Origin of the sequence: Parasphingopyxis sp. (assembly GCF_052168275.1) — a bacterium.
GTDB lineage: Bacteria > Pseudomonadota > Alphaproteobacteria > Sphingomonadales > Sphingomonadaceae > Parasphingopyxis.
This window is the reverse complement of the sequence record NZ_JBQLZM010000015.1, coordinates 1-24,483: the sequence shown is the minus strand read 5'-3', so window position 1 is coordinate 24,483 and position 24,483 is coordinate 1. Positions and strand designations below refer to the sequence as shown.

Annotated in this window: 25 protein-coding genes; 10 read left to right on the top strand and 15 right to left on the bottom strand. The window is 66.9% G+C overall.

Translation table 11 applies throughout. The features are described 5' to 3' along the window. From ACTS1X_RS01505 to ACTS1X_RS01485, 5 genes are all read right to left on the bottom strand, one after another. A partial coding sequence (locus ACTS1X_RS01505) for a stage II sporulation protein M (protein ID WP_442612623.1) occupies positions 1 to 840 on the bottom strand: 840 nt, incomplete at its 3' end. Beyond that, the gene (locus ACTS1X_RS01500) at positions 840 to 2,171 is read right to left on the bottom strand and encodes a DUF58 domain-containing protein (protein WP_442612622.1); all 1,332 of its coding nucleotides are present in this window, start codon (positions 2,169 to 2,171) and stop codon (positions 840 to 842) included. The genes ACTS1X_RS01500 and ACTS1X_RS01505, both read right to left, overlap by 1 nt. Positions 2,172 to 2,316: 145 nt before the next feature. Beyond that, positions 2,317 to 3,273, bottom strand: coding sequence for an AAA family ATPase (locus ACTS1X_RS01495; protein ID WP_442612621.1), 957 nt, complete (start codon positions 3,271 to 3,273; stop codon positions 2,317 to 2,319). Beyond that, complete coding sequence (locus tag ACTS1X_RS01490) at positions 3,263 to 4,462, bottom strand: DUF4350 domain-containing protein (RefSeq protein ID WP_442612620.1); 1,200 nt, start codon at positions 4,460 to 4,462, stop codon at positions 3,263 to 3,265. The genes ACTS1X_RS01495 and ACTS1X_RS01490 overlap by 11 nt, the downstream gene beginning before the upstream one ends. Then, the gene (locus tag ACTS1X_RS01485; protein ID WP_442612619.1) at positions 4,459 to 5,097 is read right to left on the bottom strand and encodes a DUF4129 domain-containing protein; all 639 of its coding nucleotides are present in this window, start codon (positions 5,095 to 5,097) and stop codon (positions 4,459 to 4,461) included. Before ACTS1X_RS01485 ends, ACTS1X_RS01490 begins: the two co-directional genes overlap by 4 nt. Before the next feature lie 146 nt (positions 5,098 to 5,243). On the opposite strand from ACTS1X_RS01485, the gene ACTS1X_RS01480 reads away from it, so the two are divergent. Both ACTS1X_RS01480 and ACTS1X_RS01475 read left to right on the top strand, forming a co-directional pair. Next, positions 5,244 to 6,248, top strand: coding sequence for a fumarylacetoacetate hydrolase family protein (locus ACTS1X_RS01480; RefSeq protein WP_442612618.1), 1,005 nt, complete (start codon positions 5,244 to 5,246; stop codon positions 6,246 to 6,248). A 71-nt stretch (positions 6,249 to 6,319) separates the two neighbouring features. Further along, complete coding sequence (locus tag ACTS1X_RS01475; RefSeq protein WP_442612617.1) at positions 6,320 to 6,625, top strand: GIY-YIG nuclease family protein; 306 nt, start codon at positions 6,320 to 6,322, stop codon at positions 6,623 to 6,625. Between the two features lie 53 nt (positions 6,626 to 6,678). Here the strand turns inward: ACTS1X_RS01475 and ACTS1X_RS01470 are convergent, their stop codons facing one another. After that, entirely contained in the window at positions 6,679 to 7,104 is a 426-nt protein-coding gene (locus ACTS1X_RS01470; RefSeq protein ID WP_442612616.1) for a DUF2147 domain-containing protein, read from the bottom strand. Between the two features lie 106 nt (positions 7,105 to 7,210). On the opposite strand from ACTS1X_RS01470, the gene ACTS1X_RS01465 reads away from it, so the two are divergent. After that, positions 7,211 to 8,095 (top strand): S-methyl-5'-thioadenosine phosphorylase, encoded by an 885-nt coding sequence (locus ACTS1X_RS01465; RefSeq protein WP_442612615.1) that lies wholly within the window; start codon positions 7,211 to 7,213, stop codon positions 8,093 to 8,095. A 137-nt stretch (positions 8,096 to 8,232) separates the two neighbouring features. Here ACTS1X_RS01465 and ACTS1X_RS01460 read toward each other — a convergent pair whose 3' ends face one another. Both ACTS1X_RS01460 and ACTS1X_RS01455 read right to left on the bottom strand, forming a co-directional pair. Then, positions 8,233 to 9,126: a radical SAM protein gene (locus ACTS1X_RS01460; protein ID WP_442612614.1), complete on the bottom strand. Its 894-nt coding sequence runs from the start codon at positions 9,124 to 9,126 to the stop codon at positions 8,233 to 8,235. A 212-nt stretch (positions 9,127 to 9,338) separates the two neighbouring features. Beyond that, positions 9,339 to 10,754, bottom strand: coding sequence for a dihydrolipoyl dehydrogenase family protein (locus ACTS1X_RS01455; RefSeq protein ID WP_442612613.1), 1,416 nt, complete (start codon positions 10,752 to 10,754; stop codon positions 9,339 to 9,341). A gap of 218 nt (positions 10,755 to 10,972) precedes the next feature. Here ACTS1X_RS01455 and ACTS1X_RS01450 point away from each other — a divergent pair, with 218 nt between their 5' ends. Together ACTS1X_RS01450 and ACTS1X_RS01445 are read left to right on the top strand one after the other, a co-directional pair. Further along, a complete protein-coding gene (locus tag ACTS1X_RS01450) occupies positions 10,973 to 12,058 on the top strand; it encodes an SDR family oxidoreductase (RefSeq protein WP_442612612.1) in 1,086 nt (361 codons plus the stop codon). Positions 12,059 to 12,276: 218 nt separating this feature from the next. Beyond that, positions 12,277 to 13,059 (top strand): arginyltransferase, encoded by a 783-nt coding sequence (locus ACTS1X_RS01445; RefSeq protein WP_442612611.1) that lies wholly within the window; start codon positions 12,277 to 12,279, stop codon positions 13,057 to 13,059. A 13-nt stretch (positions 13,060 to 13,072) separates the two neighbouring features. Here ACTS1X_RS01445 and ACTS1X_RS01440 read toward each other — a convergent pair whose 3' ends face one another. From ACTS1X_RS01440 to ACTS1X_RS01420, 5 genes are all read right to left on the bottom strand, one after another. Beyond that, positions 13,073 to 13,828, bottom strand: coding sequence for a peptidase (locus ACTS1X_RS01440; protein ID WP_442612610.1), 756 nt, complete (start codon positions 13,826 to 13,828; stop codon positions 13,073 to 13,075). A 107-nt stretch (positions 13,829 to 13,935) separates the two neighbouring features. Beyond that, a complete protein-coding gene (locus tag ACTS1X_RS01435; protein ID WP_442612609.1) occupies positions 13,936 to 14,760 on the bottom strand; it encodes a transglutaminase family protein in 825 nt (274 codons plus the stop codon). Beyond that, complete coding sequence (locus ACTS1X_RS01430) at positions 14,761 to 15,696, bottom strand: alpha-E domain-containing protein (RefSeq protein ID WP_442612608.1); 936 nt, start codon at positions 15,694 to 15,696, stop codon at positions 14,761 to 14,763. Further along, positions 15,696 to 17,150 carry a circularly permuted type 2 ATP-grasp protein gene (locus ACTS1X_RS01425; protein ID WP_442612607.1) on the bottom strand — a complete coding sequence of 485 codons (1,455 nt, stop codon included), beginning with the start codon at positions 17,148 to 17,150 and terminating at the stop codon, positions 15,696 to 15,698. Before ACTS1X_RS01425 ends, ACTS1X_RS01430 begins: the two co-directional genes overlap by 1 nt. 63 nt (positions 17,151 to 17,213) lie before the next feature. Continuing rightward, positions 17,214 to 18,056 (bottom strand): MBL fold metallo-hydrolase, encoded by an 843-nt coding sequence (locus ACTS1X_RS01420; protein WP_442612606.1) that lies wholly within the window; start codon positions 18,054 to 18,056, stop codon positions 17,214 to 17,216. 166 nt (positions 18,057 to 18,222) lie between these two features. Here ACTS1X_RS01420 and ACTS1X_RS01415 point away from each other — a divergent pair, with 166 nt between their 5' ends. The 3 genes from ACTS1X_RS01415 (at position 18,223) to ACTS1X_RS01405 (ending at position 21,174) form a co-directional block, all read left to right on the top strand. Then, positions 18,223 to 18,891 (top strand): pyridoxamine 5'-phosphate oxidase family protein, encoded by a 669-nt coding sequence (locus tag ACTS1X_RS01415; protein ID WP_442612605.1) that lies wholly within the window; start codon positions 18,223 to 18,225, stop codon positions 18,889 to 18,891. A 140-nt stretch (positions 18,892 to 19,031) separates the two neighbouring features. Further along, positions 19,032 to 19,817 carry an SDR family NAD(P)-dependent oxidoreductase gene (locus ACTS1X_RS01410; protein WP_442612604.1) on the top strand — a complete coding sequence of 262 codons (786 nt, stop codon included), beginning with the start codon at positions 19,032 to 19,034 and terminating at the stop codon, positions 19,815 to 19,817. Positions 19,818 to 19,830: 13 nt separating this feature from the next. Further along, positions 19,831 to 21,174: a DUF418 domain-containing protein gene (locus ACTS1X_RS01405; RefSeq protein ID WP_442612603.1), complete on the top strand. Its 1,344-nt coding sequence runs from the start codon at positions 19,831 to 19,833 to the stop codon at positions 21,172 to 21,174. A 123-nt stretch (positions 21,175 to 21,297) separates the two neighbouring features. Here the strand turns inward: ACTS1X_RS01405 and ctrA are convergent, their stop codons facing one another. Then, complete coding sequence (gene ctrA, locus ACTS1X_RS01400; RefSeq protein ID WP_176876341.1) at positions 21,298 to 21,999, bottom strand: response regulator transcription factor CtrA; 702 nt, start codon at positions 21,997 to 21,999, stop codon at positions 21,298 to 21,300. Between the two features lie 139 nt (positions 22,000 to 22,138). Further along, complete coding sequence (locus ACTS1X_RS01395) at positions 22,139 to 23,074, bottom strand: LysR family transcriptional regulator (RefSeq protein ID WP_442612602.1); 936 nt, start codon at positions 23,072 to 23,074, stop codon at positions 22,139 to 22,141. A 95-nt stretch (positions 23,075 to 23,169) separates the two neighbouring features. Between ACTS1X_RS01395 and ACTS1X_RS01390 the strand changes: the two genes are divergently transcribed. Next, positions 23,170 to 23,868, top strand: a complete 699-nt coding sequence (locus tag ACTS1X_RS01390; protein WP_442612601.1) for a pirin family protein — start codon at positions 23,170 to 23,172, stop codon at positions 23,866 to 23,868. A gap of 63 nt (positions 23,869 to 23,931) precedes the next feature. Beyond that, positions 23,932 to 24,483, top strand: a 552-nt coding sequence (wrbA, locus tag ACTS1X_RS01385; RefSeq protein WP_442612600.1) for an NAD(P)H:quinone oxidoreductase, incomplete at its 3' end; no start/stop codon positions are given.

Genomic DNA, 24,483 nt, shown 5'->3' with positions numbered 1-24,483 from the left:
GGCCGTCCGGCCTGCGCGGCGGGCGGCGGCGAGCCGGCTCTCCATGCCCGGAAAGACGATCTTCGTCCCGATATGCAGCCCCGCCGCGCCGGCAAGCGCGATCGCGAACAGTTCGGTCGAGCCGTGGATCAGCAGCCAGCCGCCCAGTTCGAAACCGAGGCCGCGCTCGACGAACAGCGCGACGAACGCGCCGAGTATCGCGCCGTTATACACCATCAGCAGCGCGGTGGGGACGCCGAATGCGAAGCCCAGCGCGAACGCGAAGATCGAGACCTGCGAATTGTGGGTGAAGAGATAGGTGGCGAACACGCCGAGCCCGTTGCGACCATTGTCGTCGTAGAGCGTCGCGCGCAAGGCCTCGGTCGTGGCGTCCGGCCCGCGCTCCCCGGCGAGGCCGCTCGGGATGATCGCGTTGAACCAGCTCGGATCGCTGCTGACCAAGAGATAGGCGGCGATCGTCCCCGCCAGCATCAGGACGATGGCGACCAGCGTCTCGCGCCACAGCCGGCGCACCGCGGTCGGCCAGTCATGCGTGAAGAAATGCATCGCGCGTTGCCCGAAACTCGTCCGCACGCCGTACACGAAGAAATAGGCGCGCGTGCACAGCCCCTCGAGATAGGCGATCAGCGCCATGTCGAGCGAGGTGGCGCGGGCGACCGACAGTGCCGACAGCGCGGAGCGGTAGAGGACCGGAAGTTCGAGCAGGTCTTCGTCCGAGAGCCGGCGCACCGGGCCGCCCTCGGCCCGGCGCAGCAGTTCCTCGAGCCGCGCCCAGTCGGCCTCGCGTTCGGCGCGAAACGTCGTGCTGCTGAAGATCGCCTGGTTCGCCACGCGCTCCATCAGAGCAGGCTCCGCCGCTTGAGTTCGACATAATTGGCGACGAGCCGGGTGCCGACCTCGTCATGCCCGGCTTCGAGCACATGTGCGCCCATCCGCTGCAGCCGCGCGATCACGATCGCCCGCTCGCGGAGCAGCGCATGGGCCGTGACGGCGCGCGAGACGTCGGCGGAATCTTCCGGCTTCCGGTGCGCGAGCGCGGTCAGCTCGGCGTCGCGCAGCACGACGAACAGCACCAGATGCCGGTCGAGCAGCCGCCGGGCGGCGCGCAGCATCAGCTCCGCGCTCGTCGGATCGGCGAAATCGGTGAACACGATGACCAGCGAGCGGCGGTGGAGCTGGGCGGCGAGCGTCGTCAGCGCGAGCGTGTAATTGCTTTCCTCGGGCGCGTAATCGATGTCCGCGGCCGCGCGCTGCAGCGCCGAGAAGGCGCGCGCGCCGGCCACGGTCGGGCTGGCGACCTGCGGCCGCCCGGCAAAGGCGAACAGGCTCGCCCGGTCGCCGGCCTTGAGCGCGACATAGGCGGTCAGCAGCGCCGCCGAGATCGCCCGGTCGATGCGCGGCAGCCCGGCGATCGGCTCGCACATCGTCCGCCCGGTATCGAGCGCGAAGACGATATGGTTGTTGCGCTCGGTCCGATATTCCTTGGCCAGCAATTCGGTGTGCCGGGCCGACTGTTTCCAGTCGATCGTCCGCCGGTCCATGCCGGGCTGGAATTCGGTCATCGAATCGAATTCGGTGCCGTCGCCGCGGTCGAGCTGGGCGATCAGGCCGTGGGCGGCGTCGCGCAGGTACAGCTGGATGCCCTTGTCCTGGATGAAGGCGATGTTGGGCGTCACGATGATTTCCGCGCCGAAATAGTCGCGTTTCTGGATCCAGGCGAGGCCGAGCGGGCCGGTCCAGCGGGTCCACAGATGGCCGATCGCCGCCGTGCCGCGCCGGTTCGCGGTGAACACCGTGTCGATCTCCGCCTGGCCGTCGATCATCGGCGCGGCCGCCCGCCGCCCGCCGCCCGCGTCGAGCTTCCCGTCGACGCTGAGCGCGATCTCGATCCGGCGGGGCGCGGCGGGCCGGCCGGCCGCATCCCTGCCGAAGCGCAGCCGGCCGGTCACCGTAAACGGCGTGCCGACGCCGATCGTCGCCGGCTTTTCGAGTTCGGCGTCGAGTTGGCCGGGGCGCGGGGCGCTCAGCGCGTCGAGCAGGATCAGCGCCGCCATGACCGCGATCCAGATCAGTCCGAGAAACCAGTATTGGGGAAGGACCACGCCGATGACGAGCGCGGCCGGCGCGCCGAGCGCCATCAGGATCACGGACCGGGCGGTCGGGTAGATCATGCGCCCGGCACCAACCGGTCCGTTAGCCCTGAGCCTGTCGAAGGGCGGTTCTCGGCCGATAGACGTCCTTCGACAGGCTCAGGACTGACGGCTCTGTCGGAGCTTGCCGCCCTCCATCGCCCGACCAGGAAGGTATCGCTGTCGCTCACCGGGGCGCCTCGACCTGTTCGATCAGCTGCGCGACGATGCCGTCGGCGTCGCGTCCGTCGATCTCGGCCGCGGCGGACAGGATCACGCGGTGGCGCAGCACGGCCGGCGCCAGCGCCTTCACATCGTCGGGAATCACATAGTCGCGCCCGTCCAGCGCCGCCCGCGACCGCGCCGCGCTCGCCAGCATCGCCGCCGCGCGCGGGCTCGCGCCGGCGTCGAGATCGGCGGTCTCCCGCGTGGCGCGGATCAGCGCCACGATATAGCCGGTGATATCGGGCACGAGCTTCACGGTGGCGACCGCCTCGATCGCGGCGGCGATCGCCGCGTCGTCGGCCACCGTCCCGATACCGAAATCCGCCGCCTTGGGCGCGCCGAACCGGCTGCCATGGACGGCGACGATCTTGCGTTCCTCCTCCTCGCTCGGATAGCCGACGGCGAGCTTGAACAGGAAACGGTCGAGCTGCGCCTCGGGCAGCGGATAGACGCCCTGCTGTTCGATCGGGTTCTGCGTCGCGACGACCATGAACCGGTCGGAGAGCCGGTGGGTCTCGCCGTCGATCGTCACCGCGCGCTCCTGCATCGCCTCGAGCAGCGCCGCCTGGCTCTTGGGCGGCGTGCGGTTGATCTCGTCGGCGAGCAGCAGCTCGCAGAAGATCGGGCCGCGGGTCAGCTTGAACTCGCTGGTCTGGAAGTTGAACAGGTTGGCGCCGATAATGTCGCTCGGCATCAGGTCCGGCGTGAACTGGATGCGGCCGAAATCGAGCCCGAGCGCGCGCGAGAAACATTGCGCGAGGAAGGTCTTGGCGGTGCCCGGCGGCCCTTCGAGCAGGCAGTGACCGGCCGAGAACAGCGCGATCAGCAGATGATCGACGATCCCCTCCTGCCCGACGATCGCCTTGGCGATTTCGCTGTGAATGCTCTCGCCGAGCGGTTTGATCTCTTCAACCTTCATGGGTGACGGCCTTTCTCCAGTCGTACAGCGCCCGTGCGGCGTCGCGTATGTCTTGGCGGTTATGGGCGCGTTCGGCCGCGCGGGCGAGCGCGGTGAACGGCGGCATGGTCTTCGGGCCGAGCCCGTCGAGCCAGCGGTCGAGCGCGTCGCCGTCCAGCTGGCGCGGATTGCCGATCGCCGCGACCGCCGCTTCGCGCGTCATCGCGACATAGCGTTCGCTCGACAGATGTTCGCGCCGCGCGAGGCGCAGCAGTTCGGCGCTGTTGTCGACCAGCGCGCGCTTGCCGAAGGCGATGGCGCGGGGCGGGCGCAGCGTCGGCCCGAACCGGTAGATCGCCTGGAAACCGGCGAGCAGCGCGGCGGCGAGCAGGCACAGCGTCAGCGCGAGGAAGGGCGGATCGAAGGCGAGGGTCAGCAGGTTGCGCGATCCGCCGAACCCGTTGGCGACGAGATCGAAGCGATAGGGGCCGTCGTTCGGGTTCAGCTCGGCGAGCAGCATCAGCGCGGCCCGGGCGCGTTCGGGATCGGCCAGCGCCTGGTTGTTGATCAGGTCGGGATCCGACAGGATGTAGATCTGCGTATCATGGACATTGGCGAGGACGAACCCGTCCTTGGCGGTTTCCATCAGCGGGGAAAGGTCGCGCCCCGATATCGTCTGGAGATTTTCCGGCGCGCGAAACGGGATCTGGTTCAGCATCCCGCTCTGCAGGCGCGCGCCGGCCGCGGTTTCGCCGGTCGAAACGCTGATCGCGGCCAGGTCCGAGAGCAGATAGGCGACGGTCTGGCCGATCCCGGCATCGACCCATTGCACACGGTCCCGCTCGCCCTGCACCGGAAAGGTCATCCATTTCGGCAGGACGATCAGCAGCGGGCCCCAGCGGTCGTCGATCAGCGCGGCGATGCGGTCGGGATCGCTGCCCGGCTCCAGCGTGAGGATGGTGAGCCCCGTGTTGCGCGTGCCGTCGTCGGTGCGCAGATAGCCGACATCCGCGCCCGTCGCCTCGAGCAGCGTATAGACGCCGCGGAAACCGACGGCGGAAGTCGAGAGGCCGTGCGCGCGCCCGTCGCGCCCGCTGCGCAGTTCCGGCGCATAGGCGGTCAGCAGCAGGAAGGCCGCGAAGCCGACGATCCCGGCGATGACGAGCAGCATCACGGTCCGCGCGCTGAAGGGGGAAGCGGTATCGCTCACGTCCAGCTCTTGCCGAAGGCGAACCGCTCATAGGCCGCGCGCGCCTCGGTCCAGCCCGTCTCGTCGACCGGGCGGACCGCGAAGATGCCGCGTTCGACGACGCCGGCGATCGCCGAAAAGGCCGTGCGCGCCGGGGCGGGCAGGGCGGGTGCGCTGGCGATGTCGCGGCTCGTCAGCGCCGGGCGCAGGAAGTCGGGCAGCCGCTCCTCGATATCGGCAATGCTCCGGAACAGCAGCAGATGCGCGGCCTCGGCATAGCGGCCCTCCCGGGCGAGCGCGTCGGCTTCGCCGAGCAGGCTCTGCGCCGCCCGGGCCTCGGGCCGCCAATACTCGTCGTCCGGTTCGTCCTCGGACGGCGCCGGCCGGCCGGCGAAGCGGTAGTAGAGCGCGCGTCCGATGCTGAACAGGATGAGCGCGGCGACGCCGGCGACAACGATCCAGAACAGGCCCTGCCAGACCGGCCCCGTCGTCTCCAGCCATTCGAGCAGCCGGACCAGCCAGCCGGGCGGATCGGCCTGGGGTATCTCGAAGCGCGTCATCTCGGTCTGAATCCGCTCGCTTTCGACGAGTTCGCGATAGGCCGTCTCGAAATTCTGCTTGTCCGCATTGGCGATCGGCGGTGCCGCTGCCGTCATAGGCTGATCCGTTTCCCCTGGCGACTGCCGCCTGCATAGCTCGCGGGTCCGGTCATGGCGAGGGCCGATCTTCGGGCGCGGAAACGGCTTTGGCCTTTCGCGCGTTGGCGCGTTATGGACGCGAACGACTAGATCAGGAGACACAGATGAAATTGGGATCGCTCAAGGCCGGCCGGGACGGGAAACTGGTCGTCGTCAGCCATGATCTCGCCTGGTGCGCCGACGCCGCGCATATCGCCCCGACCCTCCAGGCGGCGCTCGACGACTGGGACAGCGTCGCGCCGCAGCTCGAAAATCTCGCGACCGATCTCGCGCACGACGCCATTCCCAAGGAGCGGTTTCACGAGCGCGAGGCCGCTTCGCCGCTGCCGCGCGCCTATCAATGGGCCGACGGATCGGCCTATGTGAATCACGTCGTGCTCGTGCGCCAGGCGCGGGGGGCCGAGATTCCCGACAGTTTCTGGGAAGACCCGCTGATGTACCAAGGCGGATCGGACGGCTTTATCGGCCCGCGCGATCCGATCCCGCTGCCCGACGAGGAATGGGGCTGCGATCTCGAGGCCGAGATCGTCGTCGTGACGGGCGACGTGCCGCAGGGCGCGAGCCGCGAGGAGGCGCTGGGCGCGATCCGGTTGGTCGGGCTGGTCAACGACGTCTCCCTGCGCAACCTGATCCCGGCCGAGCTCGGCAAGGGGTTCGGCTTCGTCCAGTCCAAGCCGGCGAGCGCCTTCTCGCCGGTCTTCGTGACGCCCGACGAGCTGCCCAACTGGAAGGACGGCAAGCTGCACGGGCCGCTGATGGTCGATCTCAACGGCAAGCCGTTCGGCCGCGCCGACGCGGGCGAGGACATGACCTTCGATTTCGGCACGCTCGTCGCGCATCTCGCCAAGACGCGCAATCTCGTCGCCGGTTCGATCATCGGGTCGGGCACCGTCTCCAATCGCGACGCGGACGGCGGCCCGGGCAAGCCGATCGACCAGGGCGGCAAGGGTTACAGCTGCCTCGCCGAGGTCCGCATGGTCGAGAAGATCCTCGACGGCGAGATGAAGACGCCCTTCCTGTCGCACGGCGATACCGTGCGCATCTGGATGGAAGACGAGCACGGCCACGCCACTTTCGGCACGATCGAGCAGGAGGTTGTGGAGGTATGAGCGCCGAACGTTAGCATAGGAACCGTTAGTCCTGAGCTTGTCGAAGGACGCTTGTCAGTTAAACGAGTCGCATGACCTTCTGGACATATCTTTTGAAATGCTCGGATGGCAGATTCTATGCCGGGCATACGGATGATCTCGATAGGCGAATAAGCGAACACCAATCCGGCCTTTTCACTGGCTATACCTACAGGCGTCGGCCGGTAGAGCTCGTTTGGCAGCAGGATTTTCCGGCCCGCGATCAAGCGCGTGCGGCGGAACGACAGATAAAAGGCTGGCGGCGCGAGAAGAAACAGGCGCTAATCGATGGTGATTGGGATTTATTGTCCGAACTGTCTCGGACCGCGAAGAACCCGACGGGCCGATCTCAAACTTGATAAGCGCCCTTCGACAGGCTCAGGGCTAACGGACTTACTCAAAATTTCGCTTCCTACCGCCGTCGCCAGGTCTGCGACTGGCAGATGATGCCGCCGAGCACGCAGCCGGTGACCCGCAGCGTCCCGTCGCGGTTCAGCCGGAGCCGGGCATCGTAGCTGCGGCCGTTCTCCGGGTCGTAGATCCGGCCGTGGCGATACTGGCCGCGATCCAGCCGGAATCCGGAGAGCACGCGCAGCCTCTCGATCATCCTACCCCGCAGCGCGGGATCGGGATTGTTGACGTCGCGCTGGTCGGCTTCGGGCGTCGGCACCAATATCCGCGCGATCCGGCCGCAGATCGAGCTGCCGCAGCGCGCGATCGCGATGATGGCGCGATCGTCTTCGGTGATCCAGTTGCCGGTCACGCCGGACTGGGCGGTTGCCGGAGCCGGCGACAGCGCGGCAAGGCAGGCCGCGAGCGCAAGTGCATGGAATTTCATCAATCTCTCCACCCGTTGGCGTGCCGGTTCAGTTCGCGCCTAGCCTGTTTCCCTTTTCCGCACTAGACCCCGGCCACGGCATCGAGACGGAACGGAGACGGGCGGGATGAGCGACGGGGACTGGGTGATCGGCGTGATCGGTGGATCGGGGCTGTACGCGATGGATGCGCTGGAGAATGCGCAGTCGATCCGGATCGAGAGCCCCTGGGGCGAGGCGTCGGACGAGCTGGTGCTCGGCGAGATTGCCGGCAGGCGGTTCGTCTTCCTGCCGCGCCACGGCCGGGGCCACCGGATCGGGCCGAGCCAGCTTAACAGCCGCGCCAATATCGACGTGCTGAAACGCGCGGGCTGCACCGATCTGCTGTCGCTTTCGGCCTGCGGCTCGCTGAAGGAAGAGCTGGCGCCCGGCGATTTCGTCATCGTCGACCAGTTCATCGACCGCACCTTCGCGCGCGAGAAGAGCTTTTTCGGCCCCGGCCTCGTCGCCCATGTCTCGATGGCCGATCCGGTCTGCCCGGCGATGGCCGACCGCGCCGAGGCGGCGGCGAAGGCGGCGGGCGCGCCCGTCCATCGCGGCGCCACCTATCTCGCGATGGAAGGCCCGCAATTCTCCTCGCGCGCCGAAAGCGAGCTCTACCGCCAATGGGGCTGCGACGTCATCGGCATGACGGCGATGCCCGAGGCCAAGCTCGCCCGCGAGGCGGAGCTGCCCTATGCGCTCGTCGCGATGGTCACCGATTATGACTGCTGGCGCGACGATGTCGCCGAGGTCGAGGTCCACGACATCCTGGCGACGCTCGAGGCCAATGCCGGCAAGGCCGTGCAGACGGTCGTCGAATTCGCCGAGGCGCTGCCCGAGAAACGCCCCGCCAACCCGCTCGACACGGTGCTCGATCAGGCGATCATCACCGATCGCGCCGCGGCGGACCGGACGCTGGTGGCAAAGCTCGGCGCGGTGGCGGGCCGGGTGTTCGCGGCGCGCGGGATCTGATTGTCAGACTCGACCTGTCGGTCGAGCGCCGCACCAGCCCGCTCCCCCACCCGGCCTCCCATAGAATACACTGAGTGAGAGGCCGGGTGGGGGAGCGGGCTGGTGCGGCGATTTCGCGCTAGCGAAATTCTGACAAACTAGGCCGAACAGCTCGCCCCGCCCAGCACGCAGAAGCGCGCGCAGTGCGGATGGTTGAGCGATACGTCGCGGCTGGCCTCTGCCAGCGTCTCGCCCATCTGGAAATCCGCGCCATAGGGCAGCAAGGTGCAGGCCGCGACCATCGGCCGCTCGGCGCCCTTGTGCTTGACCACCATCCGGCTCGATGAACACATCACGCTTTTCGGGTCGACATCGAGGATTCCCCAGCAGGCGATGGTGATCTCGGGGACGTCGGCGCTGGCGTCCATTTCCGGGAAAAGGACAAGCCGCGCCGGATCGCCGGCGTCGATCCGGATGCCGGTCTCGGCGAACAGCGCGGCATAGCCGGCCCGCGCCATCGCATCGTCCTCATGCGCCAGATGCCGGCCGGCGACCGCGATCGAAAAGCCGTTGTCGGACAGCCATTGCAGCCCCGCCATGCCCTTGTCCCAGCTGCCCGGGCCGCGCTCGGCCTCGTGCGCGGCCTGGCCGTGATGATCGAGGCTGACGCGGAACGTCATCCGGTCGCCATGGCGCGCGTTGAGATCAAGCAGCGCCTCCTCGAACCGCCGCAACGGGCGCATCGCATTGGTCAGCACCAGCGCTTCGAAGCCGCGCGCCAGGCAGCTTTCGAGCATCGGTACCATGTCCGGATTCATGAAGGGCTCGCCGCCGGTAAAGCCGATCTCGCGCGTGCCGAGCCCCTCCCGTTCGATTTCGTCGAGATAGGCGTCGACCTCGGCGCGGGTCAGATAGACCAGCGCGTCGTTGGTCGGCGAGCTTTCGATATAGCAGGTCTTGCAGGCGAGGTTGCACAGCGTCCCGGTGTTGAACCACAGCGTTTCCAGCCGGTCGAGCGCGACATGGGCGCGCGGCTCGCCCTTCGCGGTCACCGCCGGATCGCGGAACTTGGCCGGATCGAGCGGCGCGGCGTCGGCGATTGCGAATGGCGAGGGGCCGGGAAGGGGGTTGGTGGCGATGGTTTTGTCCTCTTCTGTACAGCGAACCGAATCCCTATTCCGTCAGGGCCGAGCCAGTCGAAGCCCGTTTTCCGGTCCGGGAGACGCCGTTCGACAAGCCCAGGGCTAACGGAAAGCGGACGGGATCACAGCAAATATTTCGCGCGGAACTGCGCCCAGTGCTTGGCGGTCTTGCCGAAAATCGTCGGCTCCCAGACCGCGAAGCCGGCCTGTTTCGATATGTCGGACCGGGTCGGATAGGGGACGATCGCGCCGCCGATCGCAAAGGCGTTGGCCTTGCCGCCGATCGCGAGGCTCCACGGGAGCAGCAGTTCGCCGGCATGCGGGCCGACGACCGTCGCGCCCAATATCTTCTTGCCCTTGCGGATGATCTTGAGGAACCCGTGCGCGTCATTCTCGGCGCGGGCCCGGTCGTTGTCGTCGAAGCCCTGTCGGGTGATCGCGACCTTGTCGCCATATTTCGCGCGCGCCTGTTCCTCGGTCATCCCGACATGGCCGAGTTCGGGGTCGCTATAGGTGACCCAGGGCAGCGCCTTGTAGTCGGCCTTGCTGGGCAGGCCGAGCGCGACCTGGAGCACGACGAGCGAGCCCTCGTAACCCGAGGCATGGGTGAAGCGGGGTCCGACCCGGCAGTCGCCGATCGCATAGACCTTCCTGTTCGAGGTGCGCCGCCGGTCGTCGACCGCGATGCCGCGCGGACTCCATTCGATCCCGGCATTTTCCAGGCCGAACCCCGTGAAGTCGCATGTCCGGCCCGTCGCGACGAGCAGATGGCTGGCCTCGACCGGATCGCCGGTGTCGGTTTCGATCCGGATGCCGCCGCCGGCCGCGCCGACTTTCACCGCATTGGTATGTTCGCGGATGGCGACGCCTTCGGCGCGGAACCGTTCGACGACGATGGCCGCGGCTTCGGGATCGTCCTTGTCCATCACCCTGCCGCGCTGGATCACGGTCACCTGGCTGCCGAGCCGGCGGAGGGCCTGCGCCATCTCCATGCCGATCGGGCCGCCGCCCATGATCGCGAGGTGGCTGGGGCGTTCGGCGAGATCGAAGATCGTCTCGTTGGTCAGATAGGGTACGGTTTCAATGCCCTCGACCGGCGGGATGAACGGCTTGGACCCGATCGCGAGGCAGATGCGCGGGGCCGTCAGCGTCCGCCCGTTCACCTCGACCGTCGAGCCGTCGATCATCTTCGCCGTCCCGCGGATCACCTCGACGCCGAACTCCTCCTCGAACCGTTCCTGCGAATCGTCGACCGCGATCCGCGCGATCGCGGCCTGGACATGATCGTGCACGGCCCCGAAATCGATCGCCGGTTCGACGTCCGCGATCCCGTATTTGGCGTTCTCGCGCATTTCCTGCGCGCGCCGCGCGGCGGTGATCAGCGCCTTCGAAGGGACGCAGCCGGTGTTCAGGCAGTCGCCGCCCATCGGGCCCTTCTCGATCAGCGCGACCCTGAGGCCGAACTGCGCGCAGCCGCCCGCCGCGGTCAGCCCCGCCGAGCCCGCGCCGATAACGATCAGGTCATGTGTCCGTTTCATGCCGCCTCTTCCCTTGCCTTGCGCGCCCCGATGCCGCGTTCCGTTGCGATGATATGTCGACCGGACTTTTCGGGAAGGGGTCGCGATAGGTTACAAAAGTGGTGCGATTGTGTAACCCCATGGCGCATAAATCCGAAGTCCCTCCCGACAGGCATCCCGCCGGAGAACCGCGTGAATATCGAGAATAGCCGCGACCGCTCCGGCCAGGCGCTGCTGACGTGACCTGTTTCCTGGTGACCGGAGCCGCCGGGCTGCTCGGCGGCGAGATTTGCGCCGCGCTCGCGGGCAGGGGGCATGGCGTGATCGGCCTCGTCCGGAAGAACCGGGTGCTGATGCACGGCGAGGGCGAGCGCCTGCCGGCCGGAGAGTGGACCGGCACCGCGCCGGGCCCGGGGGAGGTGCTGCTCGTCGCGGGCGATGTCCGCGATCCGCGACTGGGGCTCGAGCGCACGGCCTATGCCCGGCTGGCCGAACAGACGGACTGCATCGTCCACTGCGCCGCCATCGTCCAGTTCGACGCCGATCCCGATCTCTACGAGGCGGTGAATGTGCGCGGAACCGGCCATGTCGTCGATTTCGCGAAAGCGCGGCCGGATGAACCCGCCGCTCTGGTCCAGGTCAGCACCGCCTATGTGTGCGGCGAGCGGGACGGTCCGATCGCCGAGGACGACGCCAGCCAGCCGGACCGGTTCGCCAATGCCTATGAGGCGAGCAAGTTCGCCGCCGAGGCCCGCGTCCGGGCCGCGATGGCCGACGGGATGCGCGCCGCGATCGCGCGGCCGAGCATCGTCGTCGGGCGGACGGCGGACGGGGCGATCGCCGGTTTCGACACGATCTACATGGCGTTCCGGCTGCTCGCCGAGGGCCGGATCCGGACGATTCCGTCGACCCCGGACGCGACGCTCAACTTCGTGCCGCTCGATCATGCCGTAAACGGTATCGCAACCATTGCCGAGCGGATCGGCGAGGCGCGCGGCCGGACCTTCCATCTCGTCGCCGGCGCGCCGATGCCGGTCGCCGATTTCTTCGCGCTGGTCCGCGCCTATCCGCAATTCTCCGATCCCGAGCCGGTATCGCCCGACCGCTTCGATCCGACGGCGCTCTCGCCGGTCGAACGGCGGTTCCACCGGCGGGTCGCGACCCTCTATGCAAGCTATTTCCAGCGCAACCCGTTGTTCCGGCAGGACAATATCGAGAGTCTGGCGGGCAGGGGCGGGCCGCCCGCGGACACCGCGCTGATGCGCCGGCAGATCGATTTCGCGATCCGCGCCGGCTTCCTCCCCTCCGAGTCGGTTTCCGCCTGAACCGGCCGGTCGGCGTGACGAGACAAAAGCCGGACCAATTTGGGACGGTCGGATCGGTTATCCACAATCGCGGTCAAGCGTCTTGGTTAATCTTCACAAGAAATTGCATCGGGACGCCGCTTTAACCCTTTTTTTAGGGTAAACGGGCTTTCCAAGGCCGGACCGCGCAGTCATAAATATGCCTCACAAGCCATGATTAACGTGAAGGCGGTTTTTCCGTGAGTGCACCATTCCGGTTCCCGAGATTTTTCGTAACGGCGCCGAGCCCCTGTCCCTATCTGCCGGGCAAGACCGAGCGGAAAGTGTTCACCGAGTTGCGCGGGCCGCACGCGGCGGAGCTCAACGAGGCGCTGGGCCGGATCGGCTTCCGGCGGAGCCAGTCGGTCGCCTACCGGCCGAGTTGCGCCGGCTGCCAGGCCTGTATCTCGGTCCGCGTCGTCGCCACCGAGTTCCGGCCCAATGCGACGCAGCGCCGCTTGCTGCGCCGGCACGGCGATATCGAGGTCAGCGCCTGCGAGGCCTGGACGACCGAAGAGCAATTCTCGCTGCTGCGCCGCTATTTGAGCGTCCGCCATCCCGACGGCGGAATGCACGACATGGACGAGATGGATTTCGCCGACATGGTCGAGCAGACCCCGGTCGACACCTATATGATCGAATATCGCGAGCCGGGCGTCGGCGGAAAGCCCGGGCGGCTCGTGGGCGCCTGCCTGACCGACCGCCAGTCTGACGGCCTGTCGATGATCTACAGCTTCTTCGATCCCGACCATCCCGAGCGCAACGGGCTCGGCAATTTCATCATCCTCGATCACATCGTGCACGCCGCCAAGGCCGGGTTGCCCTATGTCTATCTCGGCTATTGGGTCGAGGGCGCGCCGCGGATGCGCTACAAGGTCCGCTACCGCCCGCTCGAAAAGCTGACGCCCAGGGGCTGGGAGCCGTTCGAGCCGGTCTCCGTCGAGCGCGGGCCGAGCCCCAGGATATTGGCCGGCGCCAAATAGCGCGGCGGGCCGCCTAGTCGAAGCCTTCCATGAAGGGCGGCATCGGGATCGCGGCGCGGGCTTCGGCCAGCGCGAAGGCCCATTTGGACGACAGCATGTTGAAATAGTCGTCGCTTTCCTCGATCCGGCGGAAATACACGGGCTTGCTCTCGTCGGCCGGCAGGATGGCGAGATCGAGCGGGCGGCCGACGCTGAGATTGGAGCGCATCGTGGAATCGAACGAGACGAGCCCCGTCTTCACCGCATCGTCGAGCGGCGTTTCATATTCGAGCGCGCGGTCGAGGATGGGCTTGCCATATTTGGTCTCGCCGATCTGCATGAAGGGCCGGTCGGGCTGGCAGCTGATGAAATTGCCTTCCTTGTAGATATGGAAGAGCCTGAGCGGCCGACCCTTGAACCGGCCGCCGAGGATCATCGATCCGGAAAAGCTGTACTGGCTGTCTTCGCCCGCCGTTTCCTTGATTTCGTCCCGCGCGATGTGAAGCGCCTCGCCGACGAGCCCGGCGACCCGGTGCATGTTGGGCATGTCCGACAGGAAGCGCGGGCCGTCGCTGTCGTCATCCTCGTCCAGCCCTTCGGCGAGCAGCGCGAAGGCCGATTGCGTGACCGACAGGTTGCCGGCCGTGCAGGCGATGACCGTCCGGTCCTCGCTCTGCTCGAGGATATGGAGCTTCTTGTAGGACGAGATATTGTCGACGCCCGCATTGGTGCGGGTGTCGGCGATCATCACCAGCCCGTCTTTCAGCAGCATTCCGAGACAATATGTCATGCGACTCCGGTCGGTTGTGGCGGACGGATAGCGCGTAGCCGGGAAGATCGGCGCCGGAAAGAGCCGATTTTCGCGAAGATGTGGATCGCCGGCCGCGCGCCGACCGTCTAGTTCTGGGCCTGTGCCTGCGCCTGGGTGACACGCACGTCGACGGCGAGCGTTTCGTCGCCGCCGCCCATCCGGCGGCCGGCGATCGGCGCGGCGTCCCGATAGTCGAGGCCGCACGCGATGCGGATATAGGCGTCGTCGGGGCCGATCCCGTTGGCGGGATCGAAGCCGGTCCAGCCGATCGAGGGAAGATACGCCTCCGCCCAGGCGTGGCTCGCCTCCTGCCGCTCGGCGCCGTCGCGGCGGAACAGATGGCCCGAAATATAGCGCGCCGGGATGCCCATCGCCCGCGCGGCGGCGCAGAAGATGTGCGCATGGTCCTGGCACACGCCCCGGTTCGCGGCGAAGGCGGTGGCCGCATCCCGTTCGACGGCGTCGAGCGTCGGTTCGAAACGGATCTCGTCGAGCAGCCTGCCCATCAGCAGGTGCATCCGGTCCAGCGGATCGGCTTTCGCGCGCTCGATATCGCCGGCGAACGTCCGTATCGCCTCGTCGGCCCGGCTGAGGGGGCTGTCGCGCAGAAAGGCGCGCGCGGGCAGGGGTTCGGCGATATCCTCGATCATGCCCGAGCGGTCGTCGGTCAGCACCTCGCCCGACACCCGCAGCGCGACCTGCTCGATCGGCCCGTCGATATAGAGCATCGTCACCCGGTTGCCGAAGCCGTCCCGATGGTCGCGCAGCCGGGCGTCGCAATCGACGTCGATCTGCCATTGCACCACATGCTGGGCCGCGAAGTCGACCGGCGTCACGCGCAGCAACTGGACGAGCCGGCGCTGTGGTTCGCTGAACCGGTAGTCGGTGCGATGGTCGATGCACAGCCGCATCTAGTCGAACCGGAACTGTTTGGTGATGGCTTGGCTGAGCAAGCGGTTTTCCTCGATAAAGGCCTGGAGATATTCGTGCAGGCCGCCGGTGATGATCTCGCGGATGTGGGTCGCATTGATCCGCTGCTGCCGCAACCGCGCCATGCGGTCCGCCTCGCCCTGATAGCCGGTCAGCCGCCCGAGATCGGTGAGCAGCGAGACGGTTTCGTCCACGGTCGCGGCGATCGAACGCGGCAATTCCCGCCGCAGTACGAGCATCTCGACGACGCGGCGCGGCGACAGGCCGTCGCGATAGAGCCAGCGGAACGCCGTACGGGCGGACACGGTCTGGAGGATCGTGCCCCATTGGTCGCGGTCGACGAGACCGCCGACCTCTTCGCCCTCTGGCAGGATGATGTGATATTTGACGTCGATGAGGCGCGCGGTGTTGTCGGTGCGCTCGATGCTCTCGCCGAGCATCAGGAAATAGAAATTCTCCTGCCGCAGCATGCGGTGCAGCGCGCCCTCGAAACCGCGATTTTCGGCGATCAGCGCTTCGAGCAGGTTGATCGTGCCCTGGGCGCTGCCGACCGCGCTGCGCGCGTCGATGCCGAGCCAAGCCCGGTTGATCGATTCCCAGCCCTCTCGGGTCAGCGCCGTGCGCACCGCGCGCGCGTTCATCCGCGCGGTGTAGAGGCAGTTGCGGATCGAATTGGGATTGTCCTTCGAGAAGACGAGATAATTGGCGACATTGCTCGGCGTCAGCGATTCGCCTGTGCGTTCGAAATCCTGTTTTGCCGCGGCGACCGAAAGCGCGCTCGACCAGGCCGCCTGTCCGGCGGGCCGGGCGGAGAGCGCGTCGAGCCGCAAGGTCGCCTCGATCAGCCGGGCGGTGAATTCGGCGCGCTCCATATAGCGGCCGATCCAGTAGAGATAGGAGGCGGTGCGCGCGAGCATCAGCCGTCCGCCCCCGGCTGTTCGCTGTCGGGGCGCAGGACGAGGCTGTCCTTGGTGCCGCCGCCCTGGCTCGAATTGACGACGAGCGAGCCTTCGCGCAGCGCGACCCGGGTCAGGCCGCCGGGGACCGTCGTCACGCCCTTGCCGTCGGACAGCACGAAGGGCCGGAAATCGACGTGCCGGCCTTTCATGCCCGAATCGGTCAGGGTCGGGACGGTCGAGAGGGCGAGGGTCGGCTGGGCGATATAACCGTCCGGATTGGCCTTCAGCGCGGTGCGGAACTCCTCGATCTCCTCGCTCGTCGAGGTCGGACCGACCAGCATGCCGTAGCCGCCCGACCCGTCGACCTTTTTCACGACGAGATCGGCGAGATTGTCGAGCGCATATTGCAGCGCATCGGGTTCGCGGCAGCGCCACGTCTCGACATTGGGGAGCTTCGCCTCCTCGCCCGAATAATATTTCACGATCTCGGGCATGTAGGAATAGACCGCCTTGTCGTCCGAAATCCCGCCGCCCGGGGCGTTGATCAGCGTCACGTTGCCCGCGAAATAGGCGGCCATCAGCCCGGGTACGCCGAGCATGGAATCGGGGCGGAAGACGAGCGGATCGAGAAACTCGTCGTCGATCCGGCGATAGATGACGTCGACGCGCCGCCGTCCCTCGATCGTCCGCATCCAGACGATGTCGTCGTCGACGACGAGGTCCGCCGCCTCGACCAGCTCGATCCCGACATTGTCGGCGAGGAAGCTGTGCTCGTAAAAGGCGCTGTTGAAATGGCCGGGCGTCAGCAGCACGCAGCACGGGTCGCCGGGCGCGGCGTCGGGAGCGACGGCCTGCATCATCTCGCGCAGCGCGTCGGGATAGCGGTCGACCGGCTCGACCTCGAAGATTTCGAACAGTTCGGGGCAGAGCCGGAGCATCGCCTCGCGATTCTCGAGCATGTAGGAGACGCCCGAGGGCGTGCGCGCATTGTCCTCGAGCACTAGAAATTCGTCGGGGCCGGTCCGCACCATGTCGATGCCGCAGATATGCGCATAGATGCCGTGCGGCGGCCGGTGGCCGTTGACCAGCGGCGTGAAACCCGGATTGCAGAGGACGAGATCGTCCGGAACGACGCCGTCGGCGATGATCTTGCGCTCGCCATACACGTCCTCGAGGAACATGTTGAGCGCCGTCACCCGCTGTTCGAGCCCTTCGGACAGCCGCTCCCATTCGTCCGCGGTGAAGATGCGCGGGACGATGTCGAAGGGTATGATCCGCTCGGCCTCCTCCTCTTCGCCATAGACGTTGAAGGTCACGCCGAGCTGGCGGAAGGCGGCCTCGGCGGAGTTCTGCCGGCGGGCGAGCTCCTTTTTCGGCGTTTCGCGGATCCAGCGCGCGATGGACTCGAAACCGGGCCGGGGCTTGCGCCCCCGGCTGTGACCCCAGATCTCGTCGAAATATCGTTTTGCCATCCTGTGCAACAATCAATGCACGAGACCCGGCTTTGGTTCAACCGAGGCGAAAAGGGACGGCGGCTAGAAGGTCAGCTCCTCGCCTGCGGCCATGATGCGAACTGAGATTCCGGCGTCGCGCGCCGCCGATCCGAGACGGGATTCCGCATCCGCTTCCTCGACATAGACGGGCGGCGCCGATCCGCCATAATGGATCGGCACGATCGTTTCCGCGCGCAGCGCCCGGGCGGCGGCGACGGCCTGTTCGGGCGTCAGCACGCCGGGCACGCCCAGCATCTCGAAGCGGCCGAGCTGCTGCTGTGCGCCGTTGATCGGCAGGAAAGCCCAGTCGAACGGGCCATAGGCCTGGCCGATATCCCAGAAGCGCCCGTGCCACAGCGTGTCGCCGCAATGGATGAGGCGCCGGCTGTTGCATTCGATGACCCAGGAAACCTGCACGTCCCCGAATCCGTCCGAGGCGGGGACGGGGAAGGCGACGATGTCGGCGCCGGATCGCGGCATGAAGACCGGTTGCCACATCGCGACCGGATCGAGCCGCAACGGCCGCTGATCGACCACCACGTCCTCATGGTGGAACAGCACGCCGCGGTCGCCCATGATCTCGGACAGGAAAGACGGGTCGTAATGGTCGCCATGCGCATGGCTGACCAGCGCGTATTTGACGCGGCGGTCCGACGAGGCGTCGACCGTTTCGCCGTCATCGGGGCGAACCGCGTCGACATAGACCACCGCATCGCCATGCTCGATCATGATGCCCGCCCAGTTGAGCCGCCGGAGCGTGGCCGGGCCCCGGTCCGTCGGCCGGGCCCGCAGCGGCAGGGCGGCGCTCGCCGCAAGCGCGGCGCCGGCAAGCGGCACGGTGCGCAGCAGCGCGCGGCGATCGATCCGAAGATGGCGGTTGGCCATGGTTCCCCCTGTCCCCACATTCTCGTCGGTCGCCGACCATATCGCCATGGGTGGCGTGGGCGGCACGATTTCGACCAACGCACGCCTCCGTCCGACGCGGGGCCGGGCAATTGCCGGTTTCGGTGATAGGATGGCGCGCGTCGGGGACATTTTTGGGGGAAGGCCGATGCCGCACGAAACCGAGACCGCCTATCCGATGACCGCGCGCACCCGAGTCCGGCGCAAGGCGGACAGGGCGAGCTATGAGCGGGATGCGATCCACGCGATCCTCGACGAGGCGCTGACCTGCAGCGTGGCGATCGTGAAGGACGGCTATCCCCATTGCCAGCCGATGATCCATCTGCGCGACGGCGAACGGATCATCCTGCACGGGGCGGCCGGCAACGCGCTGCTCGGGCATCTTGCCGACGGCGCGGAATGCTGCATCAGCGTGGCGATGGTCGACGGGCTGCATCTCGGCCAGACGATTTCGGATCATTCCTTCGACTATCGGTCGGCGACGATTTACGGTTCGGGTGCCGAACTGCACGAACCCGCGGAAAAGCTAGCCTGTCTCGAACAGGTCTTCGGCCGCATCGTCCCCGATCGCTGGCGGGAGATGGATCCCGTCGACCCCGGCTATCTCGCTCATGTCCGCGTGATCGCGATCCCGCTCCGGGAGTGCGTCGCCAAGATCAATGCCGGGCCGGTGGACGCGGACGATCCGGAAAAAGCCGCGACGGTCTGGGCCGGTCGCGTGCCGCTCCGGCTGTCAATCGGCGAACCGCAAGCGGCGGCCGGCTGCACCGCGCCGCTGCCGGATTATATCCGGCGCTATCCCGAACGGCGGCGCTAGATCGCCATTCGGATTCCACGCTGATATCGGCTAGAGTCGGTCCGCAGCGAGGAGAACGGGTCCATGGTCGCTCGCACCCATGTCGACGCGGCGGTGACGCCGGGGAGCGTTGCCGGGCGGTCATGGAGGGGAGCAGGGGGATGGAACCGTATCAACCATTGAGCCGGTCGATCGCCGGCAAGGCCGCGATCGTCACGGGTGCGGCGAGCGGGATGGGCCGCGCGACCGCGCATCTCTTCGCCGCCGAAAGGGCGAAGGTCGCGGTGACCGATCTGCGGCAGGACGCCTGCGATGCGGTGGTCGCCGAGATCGGGGCGGCCGGCGCGGCGGGGGAGGCGCGGGCCTGGGCGCTCGACGTGTCGGACGAGACGGCGATCGGGCGCGTCGTCGGCGAAGCGGCGGCCGCGTTCGGCGGGATCGACATTCTCGTCAACAATGCGGGGTTCGCGATCCCCGCCGATATCGCCGAGGACAGTTACGAGGATAGCTGGGGCCCGACGATCGCGGTGATGCTCTCCGCGCACCAGCGGATGATCCGCGCGGCGCTGCCGTATCTGCGCCGGAGCGAGAGCCCCCGGATCGTGAATATCGCGTCGACCGAGGGATTGGGCGCGACCCCGGGCAACAGCCCCTATGTCGCCGCCAAGCATGGCGTGATCGGCCTGACGCGCGGTCTCGCCGTCGATCTGGGCCGGGAGGGAATCACTGTCAACTGCATCTGTCCGGGTCCGATCCGCACCGGCATCACCGATGCGATCCCCGAAGAGCATAAGATGATCTACGCCAAGCGCCGGGTGCCGCTGCGCCGCTACGGGATACCGGAGGAGGTGGCGCACATGACCCTCTCCTGCGTCCTGCCGGCGGCGAGCTTCCTGACCGGCGCGGTCATACCGGTCGATGGCGGCCTGACGATCAAGAACGCCTGACGGGGGAGGGGGCATGGCCGAGACAGATCGATCCGCGGAAGAAACCGGGAGCGACGGTTCGCGCGGCGGGGCGGCGATCGATATGCCGCGCCCGGCGGCCCTTCGGCACGATGCGCTGGATGCCCTGCGCGGCTTCGCCCTGCTCGGTATCTTCATCATCAACATCATCGGCTTCAGCATCGGTATTTCCGATCTCGCCAACCCCTTGCTCACGGGCGGGAGCGGGGCGGTCAATCTCGGCATCTGGTATTTCACGACGCTCTTCATCGAAGGATCGATGCGCGGCCTCTTTTCGCTGATGTTCGGGGCCGGCGTGATCCTGTTTACCGCGCGGGCGGCCTATCCGGACGGACCGATACGGATCGCCGACCTTCATTATCGGCGCACGATGTGGCTGATCCTGTTCGGCGTGATCCACGGATGGGTGCTGCTCATGCCCGGCGATATCCTGTTCCTCTATGGCGTCGTCGGACTGTTCCTGTTCCCGCTCCGGCTCCTGACGCCGAAGACATTGCTGCTGGCCGCGGCGGCCATCCTGGCCCTGCTCACCATCTTCAGCTGGCAGACCGAGACCCGCGAACTGGCCGTGGGCACCGAGGCGATCGCGCTGGAGCAGGCCGAACGGAGCGGCGAAACGCTGACGCCCGACGAAAAGGAGGTCGTTGCCGAATGGCAGGACCTTTATGCGGGCAACTGGCCGTCGGCCGAACAGCGCGACGCCGAAATCGCGGCCCGCACCGGCGATCTCGCGACGCTCTACGCCACCAATGCGCAATGGGCCTCATGGGGTTCGGTGTGGAACCTGTTCCTGAACATCCTCGATGCCGCATTGCTGATGCTGATCGGCATGGCGCTGATGAAAGCCGGCTGGCTGACCGGCGACCGGCCGGCACGGACCTATTTCCGGCTGGCCCTGGGCGGATATGCGATCGGGCTGACGCTCAGAAGCTGGCTGCTCGTCGAGCGCATCGAGGCCGATTTCTCGCCGATCGTGACCCTGCCATGGATATTCGGCGACACGGCGCGCGTGGCCCTCACGATCGGCCATGCCGGGCTGTTCCTGCTGATCTGGAAGGGGCTCCGCAACGGCATCGTCATGCGCGCGTTCGCGGCGGCGGGGCGGATGGCGTTCAGCAACTATATCGGCCAGACGATCCTCGCCAATCTGGTCTTCACGAGCATCGGGCTCGGGCTGTACGGACAGCTCGACCGGCTTTCGACCTATGGCGTGCTCGCCGCGATCTTCCTGTTCCAGATCGCGTTCAGCCTGTGGTGGCTGGCCCGCTATCGCTTCGGTCCGCTCGAGTGGCTGTGGCGAACGCTGACCTATGGCGAGAAGCAACCGATGCGGCGCTAGGTTTCCGAACGGTCGAACGGGCAAAAAAAATGAGGCCGCGGCATTTTTGGGTGCCGCGGCCTCGCCCCTTTTAACCGGGATTTGGAAACCCCGCTCGATCCGGGAATATCGTCGGAAGGACGATCAGGCGACCTGGGCCTGTTCTTCCTCTTCCGGATCGCGCAGCACATAGCCGCGGCCCCAGACGGTTTCGATGTAATTCTCGCCGCCCGATGCGAGGCTGAGCTTCTTGCGCAGCTTGCAGATGAAGACGTCGATGATCTTGAGTTCCGGCTCGTCCATGCCCCCGTACAGATGGTTGAGGAACATTTCCTTCGTGAGCGTCGTGCCCTTGCGCAGGCTCAGCAGCTCGAGCATCGCATATTCCTTGCCGGTCAGATGGACGCGGTTGCCGTCCACCTCGACCGTCTTGGCGTCGAGATTGACGGCGAGCTTGCCGGTCTTGATGACCGACTGGCTGTGGCCCTTCGAGCGGCGCACGACGGCGTGGATGCGGGCGACCAGCTCTTCGCGGTGGAACGGCTTGGTGACATAGTCGTCGGCACCGAAACCGAAACTGCGCACCTTGCTGTCCATCTCGGCGATGCCGGAAAGAATGAGAACCGGAGTCTGGACCTTCGAGAGGCGCAGCTTCTTGAGCACGTCATATCCGTGCATGTCCGGCAGGTTGAGGTCGAGCAATATGATATCGTAATCATAGAGCTTGCCCAGATCGAGGCCCTCTTCGCCCAGATCGGTCGTGTAAACGTTGAAGCCTTCGGTGGTGAGCATCATCTCGATACTCTTCGCCGTGGTAGGCTCGTCTTCGATCAGCAGCACACGCATCAGGTCACCCCTTGTTTGTGGCACCGAACGAGACGCCGTCCCGAACGGCTCGGTGCAATTCATTAACCATCGAATGTATGAAGGCAAAAGGTTAAAGGCCGGTTAACTCCACGAGTCGCGAAGCTGTGACATTTGAGACTCACCCGTTTTCGCGCCTGGAACCGGCGGTTTCGGCGCACAATCCGGCGAAGCGTTCGGCCAGAAAATCGACGAGCACGGTGACCCGCGCCGGCCGTTCCCGACCCGGCGGCGTGACCAGATGGAGCGCGATCGGCGGCGGGGACCAGTCCGGCAGCAGGGTAACGAGCCCCTTGGTGCCGCCATGCTGGGCGAGCATGAAGTCGGGCACCAGCGCGATGCCGTGCCCCGCCTTGAGCGCCGGCATCATTGCGTCGCTGTTGTTGGCGCGCAGCGGCCCGCTCGGGCGGACCTGCGCCTCTTCGCCGCCCTTGTGGGTGAACCGCCAGCTCTCCGGATTGGGGAGATAGGCGTAGCACAGGCAGTCATGGTCCTTCAGGTCGGAGGGATGTTCGGGGCGGCCCCGGCGCTCGACATAGGCCTGCGCGGCGACGAGGTGGCGCTCGACCGCGCCGAGCCGGCGCGCCCTCAGGCTGCTGTCGGGGAGCGCGCCGATCCGGAGCGCCGCGTCGAAGCCGCCCGCCACGATGTCGACCACCGCGTCGGCGAGGTGCAGGTCGACGGCGATATCGGGATAGCGGGCGAAAAAATCGGGCAGCGCGGGGCCGACATGGGCGATGCCGAAGCTCATCGGCGCGGCGAGCCGGACGAGGCCGCGCGGATTGGCGGCGTCGTCGCGCGCGGCGTCCTCCGCCTCCTCGCCCAGGCTCAGCAGCTGCTGCGCGCGCCCGGCCAGTTCGCGTCCGCTTTCGGTCAGCGCGAGGCGGCGCGAGCTGCGGTGGAGGAGCTGGACGCCGAGCGACTTTTCGAGCCGGGTCACGGCCTTGGAGACGGTCGCCTTCGAGACGCCGAGATCCTCGGCCGCGGCGGTGAAGGAGCGCAGTTCGACGACTTTGGCGAAGATCGCCCAGGCTTCGAGATCGGGGAGATTGGGCATGAAAAGGAAACGATGCTTTTCCAGTGTTTCTATTTATGCGCAATCGCAAATGCCTATCTGGGTGTCAACGAAACCCACAACGAAAGGGCAATCCGATGATCGAGGAACGGCCTTTTTCCAGCCTCGGCCATGCCGACCATGGCTGGCTCAACGCCCGCCACCATTTTTCCTTCGCCGGTTATCACGATCCCGACCGGATGGGCTGGGGCTCGATCCGCGTCTGGAATGACGACGAGATCGCCGCGCAAAGCGGTTTCCCGCCGCACCCCCACCGGGACATGGAAATCATCACCTATGTCCGCCAGGGCGCGATCACCCATGAGGATTCGATGGGCAACAAGGGCCGCACCGAGGCCGGCGACGTCCAGGTGATGAGCGCGGGCAAGGGCGTCCGCCACTCCGAATATAATCTGGAAGACGAGGAAACCCGCATCTTCCAGATCTGGATCGAGACCGCCGAACGCGGCGCCGATCCGCGCTGGGGCGCCAAGCCCTTTCCCAAGTCCGATCGCTCGGGCCGGCTCGTGACGCTGGCCAGCGGCTTCGACGAGGATGCGGAGGCGCTGAAGATTCTGACGCCGGCGCGCGTCATGGGCGCGACGCTGAAGGCCGGGGAAGCGATCGACTATGACGTCGGCGAAGGTCGCCATGCCTATCTGGTGCCGGCGACCGGCCGGCTCGCCGCCAACGATGTCGAACTCGGCGCGCGCGACGGCGCCGCGATTTCCGGCGGCACCAAGCTCCGCCTGACGGCGCTCGCGGACAGCGAGATCGTCCTCGTCGACGCCGCCTGAAATCCCCCACGGCCATCCCCCGGAAGCGGGGATGGCCTTTTCCCCGAAAAGGAGAGTTGTCCGATGACCAAGGTTCTAGTGCTCTATTATTCCTCCTACGGCCATATCGAGCAGATGGCCGAAGCGGTTGCCGAAGGCGCGCGCGAGACCGGCGCGGACGTCGCGGTCAAGCGCGTGCCGGAGACCGCCCCGGAGGAGACCGTCCAAAGCGCCGGGTTCAAGACCGATCACGGCCATGCGACCGCGGCGGTGGACGAACTGCCCGACTATGACGCGATCATCGTCGGCGCGCCGACCCGTTTCGGCCGGATGCCGAGCCAGATGGCGGCCTTTTGGGACCGCACCGGAAAGCTCTGGATGCGGGGCGCGCTGAACGGCAAGATCGGCGGCGCCTTTACCTCCAGTGCTACCCAGCATGGCGGGCAGGAAACGACGCTGTTCTCGATCATCACCAACCTGCTCCATCAGGGTTTCACGGTCGTCGGGCTCGATTATGGCTTCCAGGGCCAGATGGGCGTGGACGCGGTGAAAGGCGGATCGCCCTATGGAGCGACGACGATCGCCGATGGCGACGGCAGCCGCATGCCGAGCGAGACCGAGCTCAACGGCGCGCGG